At 69.9% G+C, this 25,973-nt stretch carries 19 protein-coding genes; 8 read left to right on the top strand and 11 right to left on the bottom strand.

The window, feature by feature from the left end; all coding sequences use genetic code 11:
- Positions 1-227: 227 nt before the first annotated feature.
- The 5 genes from NR798_RS29130 (at position 228) to NR798_RS29110 (ending at position 10,128) form a co-directional block, all read left to right on the top strand.
- Positions 228-5,135: a copper oxidase gene (locus NR798_RS29130; protein WP_375773842.1), complete on the top strand. Its 4,908-nt coding sequence runs from the start codon at positions 228-230 to the stop codon at positions 5,133-5,135.
- Positions 5,136-5,230: 95 nt separating this feature from the next.
- Positions 5,231-7,234, top strand: a complete 2,004-nt coding sequence (locus NR798_RS29125) for a cytochrome D1 domain-containing protein (protein WP_375765778.1) — start codon at positions 5,231-5,233, stop codon at positions 7,232-7,234.
- Positions 7,231-7,860: an SCO family protein gene (locus NR798_RS29120; protein WP_375765777.1), complete on the top strand. Its 630-nt coding sequence runs from the start codon at positions 7,231-7,233 to the stop codon at positions 7,858-7,860. Before NR798_RS29125 ends, NR798_RS29120 begins: the two co-directional genes overlap by 4 nt.
- Positions 7,857-8,483: an SCO family protein gene (locus NR798_RS29115; protein WP_375765776.1), complete on the top strand. Its 627-nt coding sequence runs from the start codon at positions 7,857-7,859 to the stop codon at positions 8,481-8,483. The genes NR798_RS29120 and NR798_RS29115 overlap by 4 nt, the downstream gene beginning before the upstream one ends.
- The gene (locus NR798_RS29110; protein WP_375765775.1) at positions 8,470-10,128 is read left to right on the top strand and encodes an ABC transporter substrate-binding protein; all 1,659 of its coding nucleotides are present in this window, start codon (positions 8,470-8,472) and stop codon (positions 10,126-10,128) included. Before NR798_RS29115 ends, NR798_RS29110 begins: the two co-directional genes overlap by 14 nt.
- A 9-nt stretch (positions 10,129-10,137) precedes the next feature.
- Here NR798_RS29110 and NR798_RS29105 read toward each other — a convergent pair whose 3' ends face one another.
- The 7 genes from NR798_RS29105 to NR798_RS29075 all read right to left on the bottom strand — a co-directional run bounded on the left by NR798_RS29105 (position 10,138) and on the right by NR798_RS29075 (position 16,503).
- Positions 10,138-10,440: a hypothetical protein gene (locus NR798_RS29105; protein ID WP_375765774.1), complete on the bottom strand. Its 303-nt coding sequence runs from the start codon at positions 10,438-10,440 to the stop codon at positions 10,138-10,140.
- Between the two features lie 118 nt (positions 10,441-10,558).
- Entirely contained in the window at positions 10,559-11,314 is a 756-nt protein-coding gene (locus tag NR798_RS29100) for a TonB family protein (RefSeq protein ID WP_375765773.1), read from the bottom strand.
- 78 nt (positions 11,315-11,392) lie between these two features.
- Positions 11,393-12,019: a PH domain-containing protein gene (locus NR798_RS29095; RefSeq protein ID WP_375765772.1), complete on the bottom strand. Its 627-nt coding sequence runs from the start codon at positions 12,017-12,019 to the stop codon at positions 11,393-11,395.
- 34 nt (positions 12,020-12,053) lie between these two features.
- Positions 12,054-14,201: an adenylate/guanylate cyclase domain-containing protein gene (locus tag NR798_RS29090; RefSeq protein WP_375765771.1), complete on the bottom strand. Its 2,148-nt coding sequence runs from the start codon at positions 14,199-14,201 to the stop codon at positions 12,054-12,056.
- Positions 14,164-14,844: a plastocyanin/azurin family copper-binding protein gene (locus tag NR798_RS29085; protein WP_375765770.1), complete on the bottom strand. Its 681-nt coding sequence runs from the start codon at positions 14,842-14,844 to the stop codon at positions 14,164-14,166. The genes NR798_RS29090 and NR798_RS29085 overlap by 38 nt, the downstream gene beginning before the upstream one ends.
- Positions 14,826-15,593 carry a hypothetical protein gene (locus NR798_RS29080; protein ID WP_375765769.1) on the bottom strand — a complete coding sequence of 256 codons (768 nt, stop codon included), beginning with the start codon at positions 15,591-15,593 and terminating at the stop codon, positions 14,826-14,828. The genes NR798_RS29085 and NR798_RS29080 overlap by 19 nt, the downstream gene beginning before the upstream one ends.
- A 160-nt stretch (positions 15,594-15,753) precedes the next feature.
- Entirely contained in the window at positions 15,754-16,503 is a 750-nt protein-coding gene (locus NR798_RS29075) for an energy transducer TonB (RefSeq protein ID WP_375765768.1), read from the bottom strand.
- Positions 16,504-16,874: 371 nt separating this feature from the next.
- On the opposite strand from NR798_RS29075, the gene NR798_RS29070 reads away from it, so the two are divergent.
- A complete protein-coding gene (locus NR798_RS29070; protein ID WP_375765767.1) occupies positions 16,875-18,686 on the top strand; it encodes a hypothetical protein in 1,812 nt (603 codons plus the stop codon).
- A complete protein-coding gene (locus NR798_RS29065) occupies positions 18,683-20,023 on the top strand; it encodes a hypothetical protein (protein WP_375765766.1) in 1,341 nt (446 codons plus the stop codon). Before NR798_RS29070 ends, NR798_RS29065 begins: the two co-directional genes overlap by 4 nt.
- A gap of 10 nt (positions 20,024-20,033) precedes the next feature.
- Here the strand turns inward: NR798_RS29065 and NR798_RS29060 are convergent, their stop codons facing one another.
- Both NR798_RS29060 and NR798_RS29055 read right to left on the bottom strand, forming a co-directional pair.
- Positions 20,034-20,750, bottom strand: coding sequence for a response regulator transcription factor (locus NR798_RS29060; RefSeq protein WP_375765765.1), 717 nt, complete (start codon positions 20,748-20,750; stop codon positions 20,034-20,036).
- Positions 20,725-22,575, bottom strand: a complete 1,851-nt coding sequence (locus NR798_RS29055; protein WP_375765764.1) for an ATP-binding protein — start codon at positions 22,573-22,575, stop codon at positions 20,725-20,727. Before NR798_RS29055 ends, NR798_RS29060 begins: the two co-directional genes overlap by 26 nt.
- Positions 22,576-22,719: 144 nt before the next feature.
- On the opposite strand from NR798_RS29055, the gene nth reads away from it, so the two are divergent.
- Positions 22,720-23,493: an endonuclease III domain-containing protein gene (gene nth, locus NR798_RS29050; protein ID WP_375765763.1), complete on the top strand. Its 774-nt coding sequence runs from the start codon at positions 22,720-22,722 to the stop codon at positions 23,491-23,493.
- Positions 23,494-23,529: 36 nt separating this feature from the next.
- Here the strand turns inward: nth and NR798_RS29045 are convergent, their stop codons facing one another.
- The gene (locus NR798_RS29045; protein ID WP_375765762.1) at positions 23,530-24,132 is read right to left on the bottom strand and encodes a hypothetical protein; all 603 of its coding nucleotides are present in this window, start codon (positions 24,130-24,132) and stop codon (positions 23,530-23,532) included.
- A 284-nt stretch (positions 24,133-24,416) separates the two neighbouring features.
- Positions 24,417-25,883, bottom strand: a complete 1,467-nt coding sequence (locus NR798_RS29040) for a PQQ-dependent sugar dehydrogenase (protein ID WP_375765761.1) — start codon at positions 25,881-25,883, stop codon at positions 24,417-24,419.
- Positions 25,884-25,973: the final 90 nt, after the last annotated feature.

Here is a 25,973-nt window from a genome sequence, read left to right as displayed (position 1 = left end):
CCACTCGAGCCACTTCTCCCTCGCCCTCCGGGAGAGGGTCGGGGTGAGGGTATCCGGTTCCGTGCTCCACCCCCGTGAGCACGGAGCGCAGCACTGGACCAGGGGCTGCCTCCCCGGCCCCCTGGTCCATCCCGAACGAGACCCATTGCCATTCCCCAGACAGGAATCCCCGTCCGGTCATGAAATCTCCAGCAATACATCCACGCCGTCACAACTCCTTGCGCGCCGTGCTGTTGTCGGCCAGCGTGCTGGCCGCGGGCTGCGAGCCGCAGCAGGCGCCGTCCTCCCCTGACGAGCAGAGCCAGGCCACGCCGGTGGACGAGCTCCACGCGGGGCTGGCGTCCTGTGCGCGGACGCTGACCGCGGACGTGGTCGCGCTCGACCAGGTCATCACCTACAACCGCTTCGGGTCGTTCAACCCGGTGGGGATGATCTACGCCCTGAAGCGGGACGTGGTGGCGGTGGACCCGTCGTTCCCGGTGGGACCGGGCAACGCGCGCCTGCGGGACGGCAAGCGCCCGCGCCCGCTCACGCTGAGGGCGAACGTGGGGGACTGCCTCCAGGTGCGCTTCACCAACTGGCTGGCGCCCACGCGCGAGCAGATTCCGCTGCACGGCGTGCCGGACTGGGCTGAGAACCTGCCGCCCGAGGAGCCGGAGCCGGGGGAGGAGCCGGAGCCGGGGAACGGTGACATGCGCAGCGACTCGCCCGCGACGCGGCTCGCCTCGTTCCACGTCAACGGCCTGCAGCCGCTGGACATCATGTCGGACGGCTCGAACGTGGGCTTCAACTGGAGCTCGCTGGCGAGGCCGGGCGAGACGCGCGTCTACAACTGGCACGCGGACCGGGAGGGCGCCTTCTTCGTCGAGAGCCTGGGCGCGCCGGTGGGCGGCGAGGGCATGGGCGGCTCGACGACGCACGGCCTGTTCGGCGCGGTGAACGTGGAGCCCGCGGGCTCCGTCTGGTACCGCTCGCAGGTGACGGCGGAGCAGCTCGCGGCGGCGACGCGGAAGGATCCCAACACGGGGCAGCCGCTGACCAACCCGGACGGCACGCCGCTCATCGACTACAACGCGGTGGACGCGGCGGGCATCCCCCTGCTGCGGATGACCACGGCCGGAGGCGAGATCGTGCACAGCGATCTCAACGCCATCATCAGCGGCTACACCTCCACGGGGATGAACAGCACCGTCTCCCAGAACGAGGGCCGGTTCCGCGAGTTCACCGTGCTCTTCCACGACGAGATGAAGGCGGTGCAGGCCTTCGAGGAGCTGGAGGTGCGCCCCATGCTGCACGGAGTGCGGGATGGGTTCGGCATCAATTACGGCGCCTCGGGCCTGGGCTCGGAGCTGCTGGCCAACCGCAAGAAGGTGGGCCCCACGAAGGACTGCGCCGAGTGCAAGTTCGAGGAGTTCTTCCTCGAGTCCTGGGCCAACGGAGACCCGGCGTTGAACGTGGACCGGGACGCGGAGGGCAGGGCGGTGGCGGCGCTCTACCCGGATGACCCGTCCAACGTGCACCACAGCTACCTGGGAGATCCGGTGCGCATCCGCAACATCCACGCGGGGCCCAAGGAGACGCACGTCTTCCACCTGCACGGCCACCAGTGGCTGCACTCCTGGGCGGACGACAACTCCACCTACCTGGACTCGCAGACGATTGGCCCCGGCGGCGCCTTCACCTACGACATCACCTACGGCGGCGCGGGCAACCGCAACCTCACGGTGGGCGATGCCATCTTCCACTGCCACCTGTACCCGCACTTCGCGCAGGGCATGTGGGCGCTGTGGCGGGCGCATGACGTCTTCGAGGCGGGGACGCAGGATCGCCGGCTGCCCGACGCGGAGATCACCAGCGGCACGCCCAACCCGGCGGTGGTGCCGGTGCCCGGCCGCGCCATGCCGCCGATGCCCACCTACGAGCCCACCCAGGTGGCGCTGGCCACCGGTGGCACCGCGCAGCGTCCGGCCGTGCCCGGCTATCCCTTCTTCGTCGCGGGCGTGCCGGGTCACCGGCCTCCGCAGCCGCCGCTGGACATCGAGCACAACGGCGGCCTGCCGCGGCACATCATGACGGGCGTGCCCGACGTCGAGGGCGCGGTGGAGTACCGCCGCCGCGGCGAGTTCGACGTGGAGGTGCACAAGGCGAAGCTCAAGCTGCTGCCCGAGGACGGCACGCCGGGCGAGAAGGTGGCCATGCAGTACCACGCGGGACAGCTCGCCGGAGCGGCCCGCATCAACACGCGCTACGGCTGGCCGGCGGCGGGCTACCCGGCCTATACGCCCGAGGGCCAGTCGAGCTGGTTCCTCGTCAACGGCCAGCCGCCCAAGCCGGGCGCTCCCTTCTCCGAGCCCTGCAAGCCGGGCGCTCCCGAGCGCAACTACCGCGCGGCCTACGTGCAGACGGACCTGACGGTGAACAAGGCGGGCTGGCACGATCCGCAGGCCCGCATGATGGTGCTCGAGCGCGACGTGCAGGCCACGCTGGACAAGACGCGCTCGCCCGAGCCCTTCTTCTTCCGGGCCAACTCCGGCGACTGCATCAACTTCACCGCTACCAACCTCATCCCGGACGTGCTCCAGGCGGATGACTTCCAGGTCTTCACGCCCACCGACACCATCGGCCAGCACATCCACCTGGTGAAGTTCGACGTGACGGCCTCGGACGGCTCCGGCAACGGCTGGAACTACGAGGACGGCACCTTCTCGGCGGACGACGTGCGCGCCCGCATCGACGCGGCCAACGCGGCCGGAGGCGCCTTCGCGGCGGACGGCGCGCTGACGGAGACGGGCTCGCGCGTCTTCCTATCGGCCACCTCGCACCCGCGCATCCCCGGGGCCCCGTTGGGCGCGCAGAGCACCCGCCAGCGCTGGTGGGCGGACCCGCTCGTCAACAGCGCGGGGAAGGACCGCACCATGCGGACCGTCTTCACGCATGACCACTTCACCCCCTCGTCCGCCCAGCACCACGGCTTCTACGGCGCGCTGGTGGTGGAGCCGGCCGGCAGCACCTGGAGAGATCCCGTGACGGGCACCGTCTTCGGCACGCGCGACGATGGCGGCCCCACCAGCTTCAAGGCGGACATCCTCACCGCGAACAGCGCGGACAGCTTCCGCGAGTTCAACCTGGCCTTCGCCGACTACGCCATCGTCTACGACGCCAGCGGCAAGCCGGTGAATCCGCCCACCCTCCACGAGGTGGCGCTGCCCAGGGCCGTGGAGCACCCGGCGGGCGTCGTGGCCCCCGAGGTCCTCTCCACCAAGGATCCGGGCTCCATGCTCGTCAACTACCGCCACGAGCCCATTCCGCTGCGCATCGCCGCTCGCGGCCCGGACGGCGAGTGGGCGCCGCGGCCGGGAGACCTCGGCGACATGGCCAACGTGTTCCGCTCGGACCTGCACGGCGACCCGTACACGCCGCTGCTGCCCGTGTACGAGGGAGACCGGGTGCAGATCCGCATGATCCAGGGCGCCCAGGAGGACCAGCACGTCTTCACCCTCAACGGGCTGAAGTGGCTGCACGAGCCGGACCGCAAGGACAGCGGCTTCGTCAACGGCCAGGCCATCGGCATCTCCGAGCACATGGAGTTCATGCTGGAGATTCCGGGCAACAAGAACCTGCTCGGCGCGGCGGATTACCTGTACCAGGGCGCCTCGACGGATGACCTGTGGAACGGCATGTGGGGCATCGTCCGCTCGTATGGCCAGACACGCTCGGACCTCAAGCCGCTGCCCAACAACACCGCGCGGCTGGATCTGACCAAGGTGGTGCCCGCGTGCCCCACCACGGCGCCCAAGCGGCTGTACACCGTCCACGCCATCACCGCCCGGGGCAACGTGCCGGGAGGCAAGCTCGTCTACAGCCAGAAGCACGGGCTGTACGACCCGGACGCCCTCCTCTTCGTGAAGGCCGAGCACCTGGCCGCCGTGCGCTCGGGCGCGCGCCGTCCGGAGCCGCTCATCCTCCGCGCCGCCGCGGGCGACTGCATCGAGGTGAAGCTCGTCAACGAGCTGCCCACGCAGTTCACCCGGGCTCCGCACTGGAACTACCTCACGCCCATCACCGACGGCTTCAACGTCAACCAGGTGCCCATGTCCAGCCAGGTGTCGCTGCACCCGCAGCTGCTCCAGTACGACGTGAACCGCGGGGACGGCGCCAACATCGGCTACAACAGCGTGCAGACGGTGGCCCCGGGCCAGTCGCGCACGTACCAGTGGTACGCCGGCCGCTACGAGAAGACGACGCTCTCCTCGGGCGTCAACCTGCTCGACTGGACGGTCCAGGCGCTGCTGTCGGCGGCGGACTTCAAGCTCACGGACCAGGGCGGCAACACGCTCCTCTTCGAGGGCAAGCCGGTGGAACTGGGCGCCGTCAACCTGCGCGACATGGCGGACGTGGTGACGCACGGCATGCACGGCGCGGTGGGCACGCTCATCGTCGAGCCCCAGGGTGCCACCTGGACCGCGGACACGGGCACCGAGGCCCAGGCCACGGTGACGTACAAGACCCGCAGTGGCACCACCACGTCCTTCCGCGAGTTCGTGCTCGTCTACCAGGACGAGCTCGCGCTCCACAGCGACCGGGCCGCCTTCCTGTCGAGCGATCCATCGCTCAACGGAGGCACCGCGCTGCGCAACATGACGGGCGCGGACGATGCCGAGGACGTCGGGCACAAGGGCTTCAACTATCGCACCGAGCCCCTCTGGGCCCGGCTCGGTCTGCCGCCGCACTCCAGCGAGGGCACGGTGAACGACCAGCAGCTCGGCGACATCTTCAGCTCGCGGGTGCACGGCGACCCCGAGACGCCGGTGTTCACCGCCAAGGCCGGCATGCAGATGCGCTTCCGCGTGGTGCAGCCCTCGGGGCACGCGCGCCAGCACGCCTTCACCCTGCACGGCGCCGAGTGGATCCACGACGCCTGGGCGGATGGCTCCGGCTCGGACTTCCTGGGCACCAACACGAAGTCGTGCGCGATGACCACCCAGGACGGCATGTCGGTGATGAAGTCCTGGAACTTCACGCCGCTGTACGGCGCGGGCGGCGCGAACGCCGTCCCCGGTGACTACATGTACCGGGATCAGCCCGCCGCCATGCTCGCCGATGGCCTGTGGGGCATCGTCCGCGTGCAGCCGTAGCCCGCGGATACAGCCTCGGCTCCCGGGCGGCGCGGCCCTCCGTGCCTCCTGGGAGCACCCCCTCCGCTCCCTCTCTCTCCCTCGATACGACCCCCATGAAGAAGAACCTCCTCGCCCTGTGCACGCTGGGGCCCTTGTCCCTCGCCGTCGCTGTCCAGGCGCTGCTCCGTGAGCGGCCCGCGGAAGCCGCACCCGCTCCCTCCGTGGTGGCTCCCGCGGAGACGCCGCGCACCGCTTCCACCCCGGTGGCTCCGGAGGGCCCGCGCCTCGAGCGCGAGGGCCTCGCCATCCAGTTCGACCTGCGGCCCGCGGTGGGCGCCGGTCCGGTGGAGGCCCAGTCCGAGGCCATCGCCACCTTCACCCTCACCGATGCCCGCTCCGGCCAGCCGGTGCGGGGTGCCCGCCCGCTCGGGTGGATGTCCCTGCGCGAGGGGACGGAGGCTCCCACGGACGCGCAGTGTGCCGCGAAGGTGAAGACGTTCCTGGGCGGCCTGCTCTCGGTCCAGGCGGACGCGGACCTCAACTCCTACTTCGTCCTCGCGCTGAACCACGACAACTCCATCTCCGTCATCAACCCGCAGCTCGCCTTCAGCCGCACGAAGCTGCGCAGCCTCGTCACCCTCTCCGCGCCGGCGGCGGACTGGGCGCTGCACCCGGACCGGAGCGCGCTGTACGTGAGCATGCCCACGGCCCACCGCGTCTCGCGGGTGGATACCCGGACCTTCCTGGCCAGCGCCCACCTGGAGGTGGGCCGCGAGCCGACGCGCCTGGCGCTCGCGCCGGACGGGCGGACGCTCTGGGTCGGCAACGACGGAGATGGCACCGTCACCGTCATCGACCACCGGACGCAGAAGGTGCTCGCCACGGTGGAGGTGGGCGACGGGCACCATGAGTTCGCCTTCGCGGACGACGGGCGGACGGCCTGGGTGACGAGTGAGGAGTCGGACGAGGTGACGGTGATCGACACGGCCTCCTTCGAGCCCCTGGAGCGGGTGAAGGTGGGGCGTGGCGCGGTGGCGATCGCCGCCAGTGACACGGCCCGCGCGGTGTACGTGGCCAACGGCCGCACGGGCGAGATGGTGGTGGCCCACGGCCGGACCCTCTCGGTGACGAGCCGGGTGGCGCTCTCGCCCGGGTTGAAGGCGCTGCGGTTCGATCCCTCCGGGCGCTGGGCCTTCGCGGTGAATGCCGCGCGCAATGAGGTGACGGTGCTGGATGCCTCGTCGGCCCAGGCCCGGCGCATGCTCACCGGCTTCGACGCGCCCGACGCGGTGTCCTTCACGGATGGCTATGCCTACGTGCGCAACACCGGGGATGCACGCATCTCGCTGGTGAAGCTGGCCGCGTTGGATCAGCCGGGAGCCGCGGGCGTGGTGGACGTGCAGGTGGGCCAGAAGGCTCCCGAGGAGGCGCGGGGGCTCGGGCTCGCGGGTCCGCTCGTGCCCGTGCCCGAGGGCGATGGCGTCATCGTGTCCAGCCCCGCGGACAAGGCCCTCTACTTCTACCGCGAGGGAATGATGGCCCCGATGGGCACGCTGCTGAACTACGGCCGCGAGCCCAAGGCGGTGCTCGTCCTGGACCGCTCGCTCGAGGAGGTACGGCCCGGCATGTACAGCACGCAGGTGCGGGTGAAGGACCCGGGCACCTACGACGTGGCGTTCCTGCTGGACAGCCCGCGCGTGGTGGCCTGCGTGGAGCAGAAGGTGGGCGCCTCGGGGGTGGTGACGGCGCGGCAGGCACACCGGGTGGAACTGGAGCCGCGCTTCGATGCCTCCGTGCGCAGGAAGGCCGGCGAGGAGCACGCGCTGCGCTTCCGGCTCAAGGACGCCGGCTCCGGCAAGCCCGTGAGCGCCGAGGAGATCTCCGTGCTGCTCTTCCGCTCGCCGGGCGCGTGGCAGTGGCGGGGCCACCCGCGCGTAGTGGGGGAGGGCGAGTTCGAGGTCACCTTCCGTCCGCCGGGTCCGGGGCAGTTCAAGTTCCTGGTGGGGGTGGAGTCCCGGGGCGCGCCGCTCGGCTCGTTCTGGCCCGTCACCCTGGGCGTGGTGGCGGGGACGAGCGCCAAGGCGGCCCCGCGCCTCGCTGGAGGAAACATCCCATGAAGACGCGTCTGAACGGTGTGGCGCTGGCCCTGCTGCTGGCCGGCTCGATGGCGATGGCCGGGGCGCAGCGGTCGGCAGCGGAGCTGGCCCGGAGCGAGCCGGCCCGGAAGCTGGAGATTCCGGACGAGCTGCTCGTGGATCAGGACGGCAGGCCGGTGCGCCTGTACTCGGACCTGATGAAGGGGCGGGTGGTGGCGGTGAACTTCGTCTTCACCACGTGCAGCACCATCTGCTCGCCCATGACGGCCGTCTTCAGCCGCTTGCAGAAGGAGCTGGGCGAGCGGCTGGGCAAGGACGTGTACCTCATCTCCATCTCGTTGGATCCGGCGGCGGACACCCCGGAGCGCCTCGCGCGCTACGCCGGGAAGTTCGACCGCCGCGAGGGCTGGACGTTCGTCACCGGCCCCTCGGAGCGGGTCAAGCGCGCGCTCACGGCGCTGGGCGGCGCGGTGGCGACGAAGGAGTCCCACACCCCCGTGGTGCTGCTGGGCAACGAGGCCACCGGCGAGTGGACGCGCGCCTATGGCCTCTCCGCTCCCTCGCAGCTCGCCGAGCAGCTCGAGGCCCTCGCCTCGAAGAAGAGCCCCAGGAAGACCCCCACCCCCACCGCGCGGAACACCCCATGAGCCCCAGAACCCTCACCTTCGTCCTCGTCCTCCTCGCCTCGCTGTACCCGGGGCTGTCTCCCGCCAACGAGCCCGCGTCCAAGCAGCCCGCGCGCACCGAGCGCCTGCCCATCACCGGCGGGCCCGAGGCGGATGCCGCGGCGGCCCGGTACTTCACCGACACCGAGCTCGTCGATCAAGACGGCAAGCCGCGCCGCTTCTACTCGGATCTCATCCGGGGGAAGACGGTGCTGATCAACTTCGCGTTCGCCTCGTGCAAGACGGCGTGCTCGCCCATCACCGCGAACCTCGCGCGCGTGCAGCGGCTGCTGGGGCCCCGGCTGGGCAAGGACATCCACATGATCACCATCACCGTGGACCCCGTGAACGACACGCCCGCGAAGCTCAAGGCGTTCTCCCAGCGCTTCCAGGCGAGCCCCGGCTGGTACTTCCTCTCCGGCTCGCGTGCCAACGTCGAGGCCGTGCTCAAGAAGGTCGGCGGCTACACGGAGGATCCGGAGAGGCACCTGACCTCGGTGATCATCGGCGACTCCGTCACCGGCACCTGGCTGCGGGCCCTGGCCATGGCTCCGCCCGAGAACCTCGCCTACGCGGTGGAGCACCTCAACGATGAGAATCACTAGACGCCGCAACCGGCGGATCTCGAATGCTCCGCGCGCGAAGTGGTGGATCTTCCTCGTTCCGGTCCTGGTGCTCTGCGTCTGGGAGGCCTGGACGCTGCTCGGCTCACGGCGGGCGCACGCGGTGGAGCGGGGCGCGGCCCTCAGTGAGTCCGCGCTGCGCGGCAAGGCCCTCTTCCTGCGCGGGGTGACCTCCTCGGGGGCGCCCGTGGTGGGGCGGCTGGGCCCCGAGGGCGTGGAGCTGACGGGCTCGGTGGCGGCCTGTGCCCGCTGCCATGGTCCGAGGGGCAAGGGCACGGGCGAGGGAGGGGTGGTGGCTCCGAACATCCAGGCCTCCCGGCTGTTCGCCCCGGTGTCCACGGCGGCTCCCGGCTCGGGCCAGTGGGAGCGCCCCGCGTATGACGACGCGTCGCTCGCCGAGGCGCTCCGCCGGGGAGTCTCGTCCGGCGGGCGGGCGCTGGACCCGGTGATGCCGCGCTTCGAGCTGCCGGAGCGGGAGCTCGCGGATCTCCTCGCCTACCTGCACCGGCTCGGGGACGATCGGGATCCAGGCGTGTCCGAGGACCGGCTGGTGCTCGGGTCGGCGCTGCCGCTCAGCGGGAAGCTGGCCGCGGTGGGCGCGGACGTGCGCGCGGTGCTGGACGCCGTCTTCGCGGAGGTGAACCAGCAGGGCGGGGTGTTCGGCCGCCAGCTGGAACTGCGCGTGGAGGACGATGCGCTGGCGGTGTCGGGGACGGACGGGACCGGCCGGTTGCTGAACAAGGGCGTGTTCGCGCTGGTGGGGAGCGTCCGCACGGGGCGGCGCGAGTCGGACGCCCGGCTGGAGGCCGAGGAGATTCCCCTCGTCGCGCCGGTGGGGCTGTCGGACGCGCATGCCGAGAACGGTGGCCGGATGATCTTCTACGTGTACCCCGGCCCGGAGCTGCAGGCGCGGGTGGCCGTGCAGCACCTTCACTCCACGTGGGAGCGCAGGCGCCTGGAGCCGGTGCTCGCCGTGGTGCACGCGCGCAACGACGCTGGGGAGGCCTGGGCCCGGGGCGTGCGCACCGAGGCCGAGCGCCGGGACTGGCCACGGCCCCAGGTCTTCACCTACGTACCGGGCCAGCTCGACGCGGCGGAGGCCACCCGGTGGTGGGAGGGCCTGCGCGCCGGAGCGGTCTTGTTCTCCGGTACAGGTGCCGAGCTGTCCGCCCTCCTGGCGGAGGGGGGCGCCGAGAGCGGGAGCATCCCCCTCTATGCACCGGGTCCGCTATCGGGACTGGCCGGGCCCGTCGCCACGGCGGCGTGGGCCCGGGTGCGCTTCATCCACCCCTCGCCGCCCCCGGAGGGGCACGAGCCCGGGCGCCAGGAGTTCGAGTCCTTCCTGAAGCGGCATGGACTGGCCCCGAGGAACCTCGCCTGGCAGATGAATGCCTACGCCTCGGCGCGGCTGCTGGTGGAGGCGCTGAGGCGCAGCGGGGCGGACGTCAGCCGGGCCGGGCTCATCGCGGCGCTGGAGTCCTTCCAGGACGTGGACACGGGCGTCACGTGGCCGGTCACGTTCGGCTCCCAGGGCCGGGTGGGAATCCGGGGCGGCTTCATCGTGCGGCCGGGCGAGGGCGCCCAGGAGGTGACGCCCCTGGCCGACTGGATCGCCCTGTCGCCGTGAGCGGCGGGCTCACCGCCGGCTGAGATCCCAGAGCGTCAGCTGGCGGGTGCGAGGGTCGATGGAATAGGTACCCTCGTACCCGGCGAGCTGAATCCGGATGGGGTGCTGTTCCTCGGACTCGTGCACCCATTGCCGCATCGCGGCGAGCCGTGCGGCCTCCTCGAGCTTGCGCTCGATGGCCACGCGGCTGCGGCGGGGCGCCTTGTCCAGGACGGCACGGACATGCGGTGGAAGCTGGACCTCGTACGGCTCAGGGGGCGAGGACGAGGTGGGAGCGTTCTGGGTTTCGAAGAAATTCTCGGAACGACGCATCGCTGCATGAGGACTCGATGAGGCGCTCATCGGTCACGCGTGAAAGGGGCCTGTCTGGTACCCCTTTCCAGGTGGAAGTCTGAAGCGACGGAGCGTGTAGAGAATCGCGGTCAGCCGGTCAAGGCAGCTTGAGCTTGACCTGGAAGGCGTAGGAGACACTGACGGGCCGGCCCTGGAAGGTCACCGGGCGGTAGTGGCGGCTCGTCAGCGCTTCGAGCACGGCCTCGTCCATGTGGGGCAGGCCCCGGATGATGCGGCAGTTCTCGACGTCGCCTTCGCGGGTGATGGTGCAGCGGGCGATGACGGTGCCGCTGACGCGGGCCGCCACGGCTTCCCGTGTGTACTGGAGCTGTGCTCCGGAGAGGAGCTCCGGCGGGGTCATGCTGGCACCGAACGGGAGCACCTCCTCGGGGGCCGCGGTGTTCACCAGCCACTCGTTGGGGTTGTTGGGGTTGGGGGGGGACCCCAGGGCCTCGTTGGGGCCGAGCTCGGGGGACACGCTGGAGGCTGCGGCGCTGTCTCCGACGGCGGCCACCGGCGAGGGGACGGGCTCCGTTGCCGGCGGCTCATCCCGAGGAGGAGGAGGAATCGTCACGGGCTGGACCAGCTCCCGCTGGGGCTTCCTGTCGGCCCTGGGACGAGACGGTGGGGCGGAAACGGGAGCGGGGTGGGGAGTCGAGTCGGGCCGGACGGGCTGCACGGTGCGGCGCATGGGGCCGATCTCGTACTCCTTGGGCGGGAGCCGCTCGATGGCCGTGCCCGACAGGCCGAGCACGGCGGCGAACACACCCGCGTGCACCATCAAGGACACCCACACGCCCGTCCCGAAACGGCCCGCGCTCACGACTGGCTGATTGATGACCGACTGGAACACTTGGACTCCCTCCTGGCTGACACTCCTCAAGCTACGGAGTCCGGGAGGGCCGGTGGCCTTGGGCGGGCCATTTCCGCGTCATGGCTTCGTCATGGGGAGCGCTGGCGATGGGGCGTTTTCATCGGCGGGCTTGGAGGCCGTCTGTCCCTGGGCGGTGCTCTTGAGCAGGAGGCTGATGTCGTCGAGCCGCTCGGCGATGCGGGTGAGCAGGACGAGCTGGGCCTGCTGCTGGTCGGTGGCGTTGGCCGCGGCAGCGGGCTGTCCGTGCCGCAAGCCGTCGCGGGCGGCAAGGATGCGAGCGCGGAAGTCGTGGGCCTCGACGATACCGACGAGCTGCATCTGGTTGCCGGCATGCTGGCTCTGCCCGGCGGTCTCGAACTTCAGCAGGGTGAGCTGGAACTGGCGCAGGATGGGGCCTTCGATGAAGGTCACGTCCTGGATGTTCTCGAGCGGAATGGTCTTTTCGACCTGGAACAGGATGCCTTTGCGAAAGCGCAGCGTGCGGTTGCTGAGCTCGCATTCCAGCTTGTCGTAGTAGTGGCGGGCCCACCACTGGCCAATACCGCAGAACCAGAGCACGGCCAGCGGCAGGCCCACCACGGTGATGGCGAGGATGAAGCCGACCTGGATGACCAGGTAGGGGCGGATCAGGGTGTTGAAGGTGGCGCGTTGCAGAACCAGCTCGGTTCGCGCTTGCGATGACATGGCGACACTCTCTCCTCGTGGGAGCAGCTTTCTCCTACTTCGTATCGAGCGAGAACACGCCATCCCAGTTCTCGGGGGGAGGCTGGTTGCGCAAGGCCTCGCAGCGGGCGGCGAAGACGCGCGAGGGGGGATCCTCCGGCGAGGAGAGGAAGGCCTCGCGGGCCTCGGCGAAGCGGCGGGCGCGGTAGAGGGCGAGCCCCTCGGCGAAGCGGGCCAGGTGCCCGGGCGGTGGGGCCCCGGCCACGTCCACCAGCTCGTAGACGCGCACGGGCAGCTGCCGCCCCTTCACGCGCAGCAGATCCAGCTCCCGGGCGAGCACGGTGCCGCGGGCGGCCACCACCGTCTCCTCGGAGACGAGGATGCGGGTGCCGTACACCTTGGCCGCGCCCTCCAGGCGGGAGGCGAGGTTCACCGTGTCACCGATGACGGTGTAGTCCTGGGCCGCGCGCGAGCCGATGTTGCCCACCACGCCGGGACCGGTGTTGAGGCCGATGCGGCAGTGCAACCGGGCCAGCCCTCGCGCCTCCAGCTCCGGAGCCAGCTGCTCCACCACCGCCACCAGCCGCAACGCCGTGAGGCAGGCCCGCGCCGCATGGTCCTCCTGGGGCAGGGGCGCGTTCCAGAAGCACATGATGGCGTCGCCGATGAACTTGTCGAGCGTGGCGCCGTGCTGGCCGAGCACCGCGGTGGCGCGCTCGAAGTAGCCGTTGAGCACGTCCACCAGCGCCTCGGGGCTCATCTCCTCGCTCATCGAGGTGAAGCCCACCAGGTCGCTGAAGAGCACGGTGAGCTCGCGGCGCTCGCCGCCAGGGGCCGCCTTCTCCGGGTTGCGGATGAGCTCGTCCACCACCTGGGGGTCCAGGTAGCGCTTGAAGAGGCCCTGGATCTGATCTCGCTGGCGCAGGCCGGCGACCATCTCGTTGAAGGCACCGGTGAGCCGGCCCACCTCGTCGGTGCCCTGGACGGGGACCTCCACGTCCAGAGCGCCCAGGCGCACGCGCCGGGCGGCGGCCTCCAACTGCACCAGGGGCGCGGAGAGGCGGCGCGCCAGCAGCACGGCCAGCACGAAGGCCAGCAGCACCACGCCCACCGCGGTGGGCAGCATCCAATCGCGGACGCCATGGAGGATGGGCTCGATCTCCGCGTCGAGGTTCTGCATGACGAACACCCGGCCGATGTCCGTCTCCTTCACGTCCTGGAAGACGGCCTGGCGCACGAGGTAGCGGTCCTCGCCGATGGTCTCCTTGATGGGCTCGTGGATGGCGGAGGCGGACGTCTTCAGCAGGACCGGCGCGGCGGCCTGATCGGAGGTGGCCAGGGCACCGTCCTTCGCGCGCAGAGCGAAGTGGGCCCGGGCTCCCTGGAGGGCGGCTCCCGAGGTTCCCTGCTCCAGCGAGTTCTTCAGCAGCAGCTCCTTCACCCACCGGCCCGTCAGCACCACGCCAATGGGCCGACGGGCCGGCCGCTCCAGGGAGTTCTCTCCGCCAGAGGTGGTGGCCAGGTGGGCGTGCACGAGCAGCAGATCGTCCTCGTGCTCGCGGAGGTACTCCTGGGGCACGAAGGTGAAGGGCAGACCGCGCAGATACGCGGGAGACCAGAGCTCGGAGGCGGACTCATCGCGCAGCGCCCGGTCCAGCAGGGGAACGCCGTCCACGGCGCTCCCCACCTGCTCGTCATCGCCGCGGGTGAACACGAGCCGCTTGCGCACGTTGAAGAAGGCCCAGATGCGCTGCTCCGGCTTGTCGCTCCACCCGAAGACCTCGGTGTCCGCGGAGATGATGACGTCGTGCGCGCTCTGGATGCCCTCGAGCTCGGCATCTCCCTCGTCGAGGCCGGCGGCGCTGTCGTCGGAGTTGACGGTGAGGGCCACGTCCTTGAACGTGCGGTCGCGCGCATGCGCGTCGGCGACGGCGCCGATGCGATCCTGGGTGGCCCGGGAGAGCCGCTGGAAGGCTTGCAGCGTGCGATCCAGGTCGCCGCGGATCTTCACCTCGGCAGCCTTCTCCACCGCTCGCCAGGTGACCACCAGCGCCACGGAGAGGGCCAGCACCGAGAGCAGCATGAAGGCCGCCACGAGCCGCGCGGAGAGCGAGCTCAACCCCAGGCCCGAGGCGTGGGAGCCCGCTTCCGGGTGCGCCGGCGGCTCAGTAGGCATCGGAGCGGGGGATGTACTGGCGGCCATGCTTGTCCAGGTGCTTCTCGTCGGCCCGCGTCTCGCTCAGCTCCAGCGTCACGCTGGTCTCCTGGCCGGGCTTCACGGTGACCTCGGCGCGCGACACGTCGCTGCGCTCGTCGCGCCGGTGCACCGCGAAGACGGGATGGGTGCCAGGAGGCACGCCCGTGAGGACGAAGCGCCCATCCGGTCCGGTGACGGCGAAGGCCCGGTTGGGCACCACCACCAGCGTGGCCACCATCTGCTCGTGGATGTCGCAGTAGACGTCGATGAGGCCCGTCTTCTTGAAGGTCTCCGTGTAGTCCTCGCCCGGACGGTTCTTGCCGGCGTCGAACTTCCCGGCGCGCGAGCGGGAGAAGACATTGTGCACCACCACGTCGTTGTTGGAGAAGCGCACCTTCTGGCCCGCCACCACGGCCATCACCGAGGGCTGGAAGGCCTTGTTGCGCTGGGCCATGTTGACCTCGCCTGTGGGAGGCGGCTCGGTGTAGCCGGTGAGGTACACCACCACGCCGGAGCGATCCGCCTTGAGGACGGGGCGCCCATCGGGGCCCGGGACGGTGACGCGGACCTCGCCGCGGACGGTGCCCGGCTGCGCGGCGGCGAGCGGAGCGGCGAGGGACAGCAGGAGGATCAGAGCACCACGGCCCATATCAGCCTCGGCATGAACTGGGGCGTCTCCGGGAAGAGGGGAGTGAGCCCGACCATGACGCCGAGCGTGACCCACGTCCGGCCGAACGTCCAGGCCAGGTCGGCGCCCACGAAGTGGTGCTGCCCGCCTGGAATCCCCTGGAGGGGAATTTCCCCGAAGGCCTCGAGCGAGGCGCGCAGCTCGTCCTCGACGAGGGGATAGGAGATGCCGGCCGCGTAGGTACCGAGCAGCCGCACCGGGCCCTCCTGCCCGCGCAGGGCTGGCAGGCCCACCTGCGCGCCCAGGTCGAGCACCAGGCGCAGGCCGCCCTCCGTCTCGAAGGACTGCACCAGGTTGGCGTCCAGACGGGAGGGCTGCGAGGTGTGGATGGTGTGGTGGTAGGCCACCCGCAGCAGGGGCTGCCAGGGTGCGTCATGCCCCCGGGGATTGAGGCGCAGGCGCAGGTCCGCGTCGAAGGACTCGAGCTGGGTGCGCTCCCGGGTGGCCAGCACCTGGAAGGGCAGGGCCAGCTCCATCCGCTGGGAGAGGCCGAAGACCGGGCCCCACCAGATCCAATAGTTGGAGGGCCGTCCCGGCACACCGGGAGCCCGGGCCTTCACCCACAGCCACTGCTCGAGCTCCACATCCCCCTTGGGGACGATCTCCGTATCGTAGACCCAGATGAAGGGCCGCCGTCCGGCCTCGGCCGGTGCGGGAAGCACGGCGAGGGCGAGGATCCCCAACAACACGAAACGACGCACTGCGCTCATCTGCCCTCCCAAGGGACGCGTGTCACGAGGGGGCCTCCGTCGCGGCGGGGGCCAGGGTGACGTCCGGGAGGCAGGCATATCCGACGAGCCGGTGCCTGTGCGAGCGAAGCGGGAACCGCGAGGGGGCCAGGGCGTCAGCCCCCTCCTGCCGGGTGAGCCGTCAAGGCATCTTCAGGTTGACGTGGAACGTGTAGGTCACACTGACGGGCCTGCCCTGGAAGGTCACCGGGCGGTAGTGGCGGCTCGTCAGGGACTCAAGCACGGCCTCGTCCATGTGGGGCAGTCCCTTGATGATGCGGCACTTCTCGACATCGCCCTCGCGGGTGATGGTGCACTTGGCGATGACGACGCCGCTGACACGGGCCAGGGCCGCCTCGTGGGTGTACTGCAGCGGCACGCCCGCGGAGAGGACCTGCGGCGGCGTCATGCCGGCGCCGAACGGGAGCACTTCCTCACCCGTCCCCTGGCCGAGGCCGGGTTGCAGCATCGCGGTGGCGATGGCACCGGCGACGCCGCCCGTCTCGACCCCATTGGGATCGCTGCCAGGGATGTAGGGCAGGTCATTGGGCTCGGGCTCGGTGGTCTCCGGGGGCGGAGTCGCCTCGGCCGTCTGGGTCGTCTCCGGAGGCGGAGGAGGGATCTTCTTGGGCTGGACCAGCTCGGTCTTCGGCTTGGGCTTGGGCTTGGTGGCGGTGGGCATCGCCTGCTTGGGCGGATTCGGGTTGCCCTTGGGCGGCTGGGGGACGTTGAAGACGAGCGCGGGGGGCTCGTTCTTGAGCTGCTGCACCGCCGCGCCCGACAGGCCGAGGGCACCGGCGAACAGGCCCGCGTGCACCATCAAAGACACCCACATCCCCGTCCCGATCCGACCCGCGCTCAATCCCGGCTGATTGATGACCGACTGGAACATTTGGAATCCCTCCTGGCTGACACTCCTCAAGCTACGGAGTCCGGGAGGGCTGGTGGCCTTGGGTCGGCCATCTCTTCGTCATGGTTTCGTCATGGACGCCAGCAACCGGCGGCCGGGTGGGGATTCTCCGATACTACGGCGTCCGGCCCAGGCGATTTCCTGGGGAGGTCCGCATGTCTACCCGTCTTGTGCTGGTGGCGCTGGTGTTGTTGGGCAGCATGTCCGGGCAGACGGCGGACGCCTCCCCGGTGGTGCGGAAGGCGGTCTGCCTGGAGGAGGAGGCTCGGCCGCCAGGCTGGCCCCACCTGTCCTCCAGCCAGGAGGTGCTCGCGCCGTTCCTATCATGCACCTCGCCCTCGGAATTCATCGAGTTGCAGCGTTCCGTGGACATGGCGCGGGTGGTGGAGGAACTGGACGCGTGGTCCGCCGTCCGGCTCGGCTCGCTGGGGCCGCTGCGCGCGGGCGCCGCCGAGGTGCTCAACCGCAAGCGCGCTGCCTTCCTCGTCACCGCCACCCGGGAGTATGGCGTTGCCCGGGCCGAGCTGTTCGCCCTCTTCCTCATCCACTCCGCCTTTGGAGACGATCTGCGCCAGGTGCTTCTCCTGCTGGCCCGGGACAAGCAATTGGGGGAGGCGCTGGGGCGGATGGACGCCGTGCGCGAGGCGCTGCGGCAGCGGGGACTGAAGCTCTCGGACTACGAGGACCGGCCCGAGCGCCTGGGAGACGTGGCGCGGGGCCTGGCCAGCGCCGCCAGCGAGGCCCTGTCCACCAGCGAGCTGAGCCGGGGTGCGCTGGCGATGCAGTACGCCGTGCAGCGCGGGCAACTGCCTCCGCCCTACCAGGAGTTGCTCGATGCGGTGGAGCGGGCGGAGCGGGAGACGGCTTTCTCGCCGGGCAACGTCTTGCTGGGCGGCTTCGACACGCTGACGTTCGGCGTGCCGGTGGGCTTCTACAACCTGGTGGCTGGCACGTGCCACGGGGTGTACTCGCTGTCGAAGGGCCGGTACGAGCAAGCCACGCGCGAGCTGTCGGCGGCGATGGTGCTGGTGTCCTTGTACGCGGGGGGCAAGGGCGTGCGCTACCTCGCCGCTGTCAGAGGGGGCTCGGGCATTCGGTGGGCGAGGGTGGGGGAGTTCCCGGTGCCGGAGTTGGGCTTCGAGGGACTGGCGCAGGTGGCGGAGCGGCTGGTGAACCGGCTGGGAGGGGAGGGCATCCGCGAGCTGGCCCGGTACATCCAGGCCAACCGGGAGGCGGCCCTGTTGGTGTACGAGGGGGGCGAGGCGGGTGCGGTGGCCCTCTACGAGGCCCGGGGCGATGTGGCGCGGGCCCAGGCGTGGTTGTCGGAAGCGAGATCCGGGCGCACGGGCCCCACCTCGACGAGGGGTGGAGCCGGGAAGAGTCCCGGTGGCGCGGCGTCCCTGGTGGACGAGGCGGTGGGCCTCTCCCGGGAGGTGGTGGAAGCCAGGCTCACGCAGGTGGAGCTCGACTCCGCGGGCCCGCGCCTGTCCGGCAACGTGGCCGCCCTGGAGAAGCAGCGCCCCGCCCTCGACGCTCCGCCGCTGGAAGCCCGGGGGCACCCGCTCTGGAGCGAGTACGTCGCCTATTGGGAGAACCGTCTCGCGGAGCTCCAGCAACGCAAGGCCGTCAAACCGCCTCTCGCGTGGACGGGCTACGAGCAGATGCGCGGGCTGTTCGCCCGGGGGCTCGCCTTCGAGCGGGCCATGGTGGACCTGTTGCGCGCCGACGCGGCGCTCCCGAAGGCACAGCGCCGGTTCCTCCGGGACTTCGACCAGCCCCGCATCGAGACGTACGTGGGGGTCGCGAAGCCGGGTGCTCCCGGCGTGCGCTTCGCGGATGTGCTCGTCATCGAGGAACAGCCGCCTTCCGGCCAGCCACCTCGCGTGGAGACCTTCAGTTTCAAGAGTCGCAATCTCGCGCTGTTGGGGCAGAGTGCCTTGGTGGCACAGATGACAATGGATGCCAGGAACGCGCTGCTGTACTACGGCGAGAAGCTGGACATCCGCCGTCCCGCCCTGGCACTCCGTGATACCGAGGTGCCGATCCAGAGGGTTCGCCTCATCTATGAAGGCGGCGAGCTCAAACCCAAGGACACAAACGTGTTGCAGGGTGCCATGGGAACAGTCAAGAAAGAGGTCAAAGGAGTGGAGGTGCTTTTCCAATGAAGTTGCTGACGCTTCAGGACTTGAACGTGGAGGACACCCTGAGGCTCTCCTTTGACGGCGCCTTCGAGCACCAACCCTCCCTCGAAGGTGAGCTGGAGCCCTTTCTTCAGACACTCGAAGAGTATGCCGGCGAATGGATGCCGAACCTCGTCAAGGGCAAACGGCGGCGTCGCTACTCCCGCTCCGCTGTCTGGAAAACCCTGGAGGAGAGACGCGATGAATACGGTTCGAGCATCGGCCTGTATCGCACGACTTCTCCGCTGGTTTCGCTGACGCTCGATCTCGGGCTCTCGCATACCCCTCCCGAACTGCGCATCTGGCTCGATGTGCAACCCCTCTCCTTCTTCGCGGAGGCAGAGCGTTGCCGCAGGTTCGTGGACATGGTGCGAGCCTGGGTCTCCCGGTACCCTGTGCCCTACGCCTCAGCACATAGTGCCGCTGACAACCAGTTGTCGGACGCTCCCAGCTTCGGCCGTGACGACGAAACCTGGATGAGAGACGGGTTCGACAAGGTCTATGAGGTGTGTTGGCTCAATGTCTTTGGTTCACGGCTGGTGGAAACCGTCGGCCGTGAGCGCATGTTGTCCACGCCGGCCCACCGGGTGGAGGAGCTCCCAGACGGCTCCGTGCTCCTGGTGACGTGGCCCACCGCCGCGGACTTCGCCTCCGAGGAAGCGCGTCAGGCCCAGGCCCGCGCCTTCGTGCACCTCCGGCCAGAGCTCGACTTCGACACCGTGCTGCGCACCCTGCGCGAGCGCAGTGCGAAGCTCGCTCCCGTCGAGCCCCGCTTCCACCCGGACATGGCTCCACTCCTCTCACGCACGCTGGATAGATTCGCCATCAGCGAGCGCCAGCTCAAGATCGCCGAGCTCAACACTTGGCAGCCGCCCGAGCCGGAGGAGTGGCTCCCCGCCGAGGCCGCGCTGCCCTCCGACGTGGAGGATCCGGAGCACGCCATCGCGCACTACGGCTACCTCACCGAGCGCCTCGTGGCACTGCTGCACTCCGAGGTGCCCTCGGTCCTCAAGGAGACCCCCGAGTCGCTCACGGATGCCGACTTCTACTTCTGGTCCGAGGACTTCCCGAAGACCCGCCTGCGGGAAGCCATCGAGGAGCACGCGGTGCCCGCCGTGGGCGCGTACCTGGGCGAGGTGCTGGTGCACAACCTGGGCGGACGGTGGATTCCACGAAAGAAGCTCGAGGAGGCCCAGGTCCTCGTCGGCCAGCGTGTCTGGCTTCCCTTTGTCCGGGCCCAGCGCTATCTGCGCTCACGCCAGTCGTTGCTGGACCATTCCCTGACACACCTCTACCGCGTGGCCGAGCGTCACCGTTCCTGAGCGGCTCCTGTCACGGACCGCCCAGCTCCATGCGGTAGCCCACCCCGCGGATGGTGTGGATGGTGAAGGAGGAGGCACTCGTCCAGCCGAGCTTCTTCTTCAGGTTGGAGACGAAGTTGTCCACGGTGCGCGGGTCCACGATGACGTCGCGGCCCCACACCGCGTCGAGGATCTCCCCGCGGGGCAGGGCGCGGTCGCGGTGCTTGAGGAGGAAGGCGAGCAGATCGAACTCGGTGCGCGTGAGATCGATGACGCTGCCGTCCGCGCGGGACAGGGTGCGCTTGCCCAGGTCCAGCGAGAAGCCAGCGAAGGACATGACGGTGGGCGGCGCCCCTCCGGCCCGGCGGACCAGCGCTCCCACCCGGGCGAGCAGCTCGCGCAGCCGGTAGGGCTTGGTGAGGTAGTCCTGCGCCCCGGCATCGAAGCCGCGCACGATGTCGTCCTCGAGCGAGCGCGCGGTGAGCATCAGCACCATGGTCTGCACGCCGCTGGCGCGCAGCCTCCGGCAGAAGGAGTAGCCGTCCTCGCCCGGGAGCATCACGTCGAGGATGAGCAAGTCATAGGTGCGCGCGCGCAGCAGCGGCTCGGCCTCCTGGGTGTGCGAGGCCACGGCCACCTCGTACCCCTCGTCCTGGAGGTTGTCGCGCAGGCCGATCCGCAGGTTCGCGTCGTCCTCGACGACGAGGATGGAGGGGCGGGCGTTAGGAGGGCTGCTCGGGGTGTTCATGGCGGGGTTCGGGGAAGAGCAGGGAGAAGGTGGTGCCCTGGGGGCTGGAGTTGTCGATGGAGATACGGCCCCCGTGCAGGGCCATGATCTTCCGGCACAGCGCGAGCCCCAGGCCACTGCCGTGAACCTCGGGGCCCTGGGAGCCGAGCCGGTAGAAGTCGCGGAAGACGTTCTCCCACTCGGCCTCGGGGATGCCGATGCCGTTGTCGCCGAAGAGCACCACGCAGCCATGGCCCGGGTGGGGGTAGGCGCGGATGGAGAGCTCCACGGGATTGTTGCGGTTGTAGGCGCACGCGTTGCGGGCGAGGTTGATGAGCAGCAGGCGCACCAGGGATGGGTCCACCTCGAGCTCCACGTCGCCGACGTCGGCGGTGAGCCGGACGGGGACGGAGGTGTTGCCCACCAGGTCCGAGCGGAGCATGCCAATCAGCTCGTCCAGCTTCACCCGGGCGGGCTTGAGCTGCCAGCGGCCCTTGTCGATGCGGTTGAAGGACAGGATGTTCTCGACGAGGAAGTGCAGCCCGTCGGCGGCCTGGATGATGCGCTCGGGGTAGTCGCGCATCCCGGGGACCTTGGAGAGCTTGCGCTCCATCGTCTCGGCGAGCAGGCGGATGGAGGCCAGGGGGGTGCGCAGCTCGTGGGAGACGGTGGCCACGAAGTCGCTCTTGAGCTCGACGTAGCGGTAGCGGCCGTGCTGGGCCACCACCGCCATCACCACGATGGCCACCGCGAGCGCGCCGCAAGTGGCCACCAGCAGCGTCTTCAGCCCGTAGCGCTGCTCGATGGCGTTCTCGGCGGCGGTCCACTGGGGCACGGACACCTCCAGCCGCAGCGACTCCAGGGACTGGATGGCCTCGGAGGCCCTCAGCCGCACCAGGCCGTCCGGGCCGAAGTGGCCGCGCCCGCGCATGTCCCGGGCCAGGTCGCGCAGCAGCGCCTCGAGGTCCACGGCGATGCCGCGTACCACCTCGCCCTGCTGCTCCACGTACCAGCGCTCGCCGATGAGGGTGGGGCCGGAGAGACTCTCGGGGATGACGAGCATGCCGGCGCCGGCCTCGCGGGCGCGCGCCTGGAAGTCGTCGGAGGGCTCGCCGAGCGCGGTGCTGACCCGCACCACGTGGGCGAGCAGGAAGTCGAAGTCGGGCTGGGTGAAGCGCCAGCGCTCGCGCAGGAGATCGCGCTGCAGGCCTGCCGAGCGCTCGATGCCGCCGAAGTCCTCGGGGAGCCCCTCGCGCAGCAGCGCGCGGACGAGCGGCGGAGTGGCCTCGCCACGCTGGAGCCGCTCCAGCAGGAGGAGGACGAAGGGGAGCTCCTGGACGGGCGGAAGGGGGTTCTCCGCGTGGTGGCGCAGCAACTCCTCGGCGAGCGCGTTGGCGCGGGAGGAGGGGCCCTTGGCGAGCGCCGCCTCCACCGCGCGAAGGCGGACGAGCCGCTCGCGCCAGGGCTCGGCCGGGGCGCCCTCGGCGAAGGCCTTGACGAGCTCCTGGTAGTGGCGCCGGGCGGTGGCGCGCGAGCCGCGGGAGGAGCGGGTGAGGCGGGGCAGGAACTGGTGGCCGCGGAAATTGAGGAGGAAACCGTCGCCCGGGGCGAGCGGATCCCCCATGGCGGCGTGGAGGGCGGCGAGGTTGCCCTCGAGCTGCTTGCCGAGCGTGTGCCGCAGGGCCTGGGTGGCGTACTCCTCGAGCGCGTCGCGGCGGGAGCGCAGTTGAGCGCGGGCGTCCTCGCGCTCCTGGGTGAAGATGCGCTGGAGGCTCACCAGTCCCCAGGTGAGGGCGAGGAGGCCGCATCCGAGTGCGAGGAGGGTGGGGAGGAGCCGGCGCAGCATGGGGGCCCGAGGGCCGCGCGCATTATACGTGCAGCGGGTGGGCTGGTCATCGCGCGGAGTTTCGGCCGCTCGCCGGCTCGGCCGCCGCACCCAGGAGGGGGGATGAGAAGGTTGGAGGGGTGACCTCAGAAGTCGGACCCTTCCATGCCATCTCTCCCGTTGTTTCCCGAGGCCCCGGCCGGATTGAGCGCGAAGGCACTGCGGGTGCACGAGCGCCTGTGTGCCGAGTACGGCTGTCCCATCCCCTGGTTCCGCTCGCAGGATCCGCTCAGCGAGCTGGTCTCCGCGCTGCTGAGCCACCGCACGCGCAATGCCTCCAGTGGCGCGGCCTTCCGCCAGCTGCGCGCGCGTTTTCCTACCTGGGAGGCGGTGCGTGATGCGCCGTGCGTGGAGGTCCAGGAGGCGATCTCCGAGGTGACCTGGCCGGAGCAGAAGGCACCCCGCATCCAGCAGGTGCTGCGGAGCATCACCGAGCGGAGGGGAGGGGAGCTGTCCCTGGACTTCCTCGGGGAGTTGCCGGTGCGCGAGGCGCGGGACTGGCTCGAGCACCTGCCGGGGGTGGGGCCGAAGTCGAGCGCCGCGACACTGCTGTTCAGCCGCCTGAGGAAACCCGCGCTGCCGGTGGACAGCCACCACCACCGGGTCGCGGTGCGGCTGGGGCTCATCCCCGAGTCCACGGCGGTGGGGCCGGCGCACCGGCTGCTGGAGGCGCAGCTCCCGCCGGACTGGGACGCCCAGCGCGTCTACGACAACCACGAGGCGCTGATGCTGCACGGGCAGCGGTGTTGCTTCTACCGGGAGCCGGCCTGCCAGCGGTGCGTGGTGCTCGACTTGTGCCCCACGGGGCAGGCCCGGCTCGCGTCCAAAAAGGGTTCGAATCCCGCCGGGGATGCACAAGCGGAGGCGGGAAGCCGCTGAAACCTTACAGCGGCTCGGACAGGACAAGAGCTGTCATTAGAAGTCGTCGGGCGAGCGTGCTTTGAAGATCCACTTCATGGCGGACATCGTTTTGACGATTTCGAGACCCCGCGCATTGGGCTGGGGATTCGGATTGACGCCGTTGTCTCCTGTCAACCCTTTGCTGTAGAGCGTCCCGAGGATTTCGGGCCGGTTGCTGATATCGACGCCGCCTTTCTTCCAATTCTTCCAGTAATCGATGGTCTGTCGCAGCCGGGCCGCAACGAGCGTCGGGGCCATCTCCTTGTTGAGCAGTAGGAGCAGTGTCTGATCGAGCTTGTTGTAAGTCCATCCATTCGGAGTGGGAATGAGTCCGGCCGCGACCAGTTCGTAGACGGTTCCCACATTCATCTGCGAGATCCCGAAGGATTGATCCTCGATCCGCATGGCCGTCAGCGCGAGAAGATGCACGCCCTTCGTCACTCCCTGGGCCATGAGAAACGCGCCTGCTTCGATATCCTGCGCATCATCCTTCCAATCACGGCGGGTCAACTCGTCATAGATAATGGCTGCGACCAGATCCCGATTCACCGTGTATTGGTTGGCCGCTCTGGTGATCTGCGAGCGCAAATCGAAAATCAGCCGTTCATTCTTGGTCATGGCGACGTGTCCTCTTCTTTCCAGGTGGGGTCGTGTGCGGCCGGAGCTGGTTGTACGGCTCGGCCTCCAACTGGACTGATGGGTGGAGCACTGCCTGTGACAAGAACTTATGGCCCCCCTGGAAACGCATACCGAATGGGACGAGCGGGCATGGGCTCGTGCCAATGCTCGGAGAGGAACCTGATTGGATCTGCTGTGCGGTTCCACACCCGCGTTGAACAGCTTCGTGTGCCCCCAGAACGCTCGTGCGCCCTCCGCTATGCCGACGGAGGGGCGTCTTGCGCTCACGGTTTCGCGGCGCCCTGGGCCTTGCCGGAGGCGGGCTTGACCGCGGGCGCAGGGACGAGCCGCGCGATGCGATCCGGATCGTTGAAGGCGATGTAGAGGTAGCCGTCGGGGCCGCTCACGACGTCGCGCACCCGGCCCACGTCCTTGAACAGCACCTCCTGCTGCACCACCTTGCCGCCCTCGATCCTCAGGCGCCGCACCTCCTGCTGCGCGAGCGCGCCCACGAACAGATCGTTCTTCCACTGGGGGAAGCGGCTGCCCGTGTAGAAGTCGGCCGCGGACACGGCGATGGACGGCGTCCAGTGCACCACCGGCTGCTGCATGCCCTCCTGCGCGGTGCGGTCGGTCATCGGCGTGCCGTCGTAGTTCATGCCGTAGGTGATGACCGGCCAGCCGTAGTTGCGGCCCGGCTCGATGCGGTTCAGCTCGTCACCGCCCCGGGGGCCATGCTCCGTCTCCCACAGCTCCCCCGTCACCGGGTGCCGCGCGAGCCCCTGCGGGTTGCGGTTGCCGTAGCTCCAGATGCTCGCCACGGCGCCCTCGCGGCCGGCGAACGGGTTGTCCTTCGGAATGCGCCCGTCCTCGTGGATGCGGTGCACCTTGCCGTTGGGCCGCGACAGATCCTGCGCGTCCTCCTTGTGGCCCCGCTCCCCGATGGAGAAGAACAGGTGTCCCTTGCCGTCGAAGACGAAGCGCGAGCCGAAGTGCACGCCCGCGGTGCGGTACAGCTCGGCGGGCGCGCGGAAGAGCGTCTGCTGCTCCACGAACCGGCCCTCGCGCAGCTTGCCGCGGACGATCGCCGTCATGGCCGAGTCATTCGCGCCCGGATCGCTATAGGAGAGGTAGATCCACCCGTTCTTCGCGGAGTCGGGATGCACGGCGACGTCGAGCAGCCCGCCCTGGCCCTTGGACCAGACGTCCGGCGTGCCCGCGATGGGCTCGGGCAGCAGGCGGCCCTTCTCCACCACGCGCAACCGTCCGGCCTTCTCCGTCACGAGCATGCGCCCGTCGGGCAGGAACGCCACGGACCACGGGGTGTCGAGCCCCTCGGTGACCGTCTCGAGCTTGAACGCATGCAGCTCGCTGCGCACGGCCTTGTCGGCCGCCGGCTTCGCGAACGGGGTGGCCTGGCTCCGCCGCTCCTCGCCTTGCTCGCGGATGTAGATGACGAGCGCCCGGATGTCCTGGGGCGACAGCGAGCCCGAGAACGCGGGCATGCCCGCCGCGAGCTGCCCCTCGCGAATGCTCCGCGCGATGCTCTCGTCGTCGGCGCCGGACTTCCAGGTGTCATCCACCAGGTTCGGTCCCAGCGCGCCTTGCAGCTTGGGGCCGTGGCAGTTGGCGCAGAGCGAGGCGTAGGTATCGGCGACGTCGCGCCGGGAGGGCTGGGGGGCCTGGGCCTGGGCCAGCGAGGCGGACACGAACAGGCCGCACGTCAGGGTGAGTCGGAAGGCGTTGGACATGGCGCGCGCACTGTATGCTCGCCTGCCCGTCCCTCCCTCGGGGACGAGGCGGATGTCGCATTGCGTCAAAAGGCCTTGACGGCGTTGACG

The organism is Archangium gephyra (assembly GCF_042230915.1).
GTDB lineage: Bacteria > Myxococcota > Myxococcia > Myxococcales > Myxococcaceae > Archangium > Archangium gephyra_B.
This window is presented reverse-complemented; position numbering and strand designations above follow the sequence as displayed.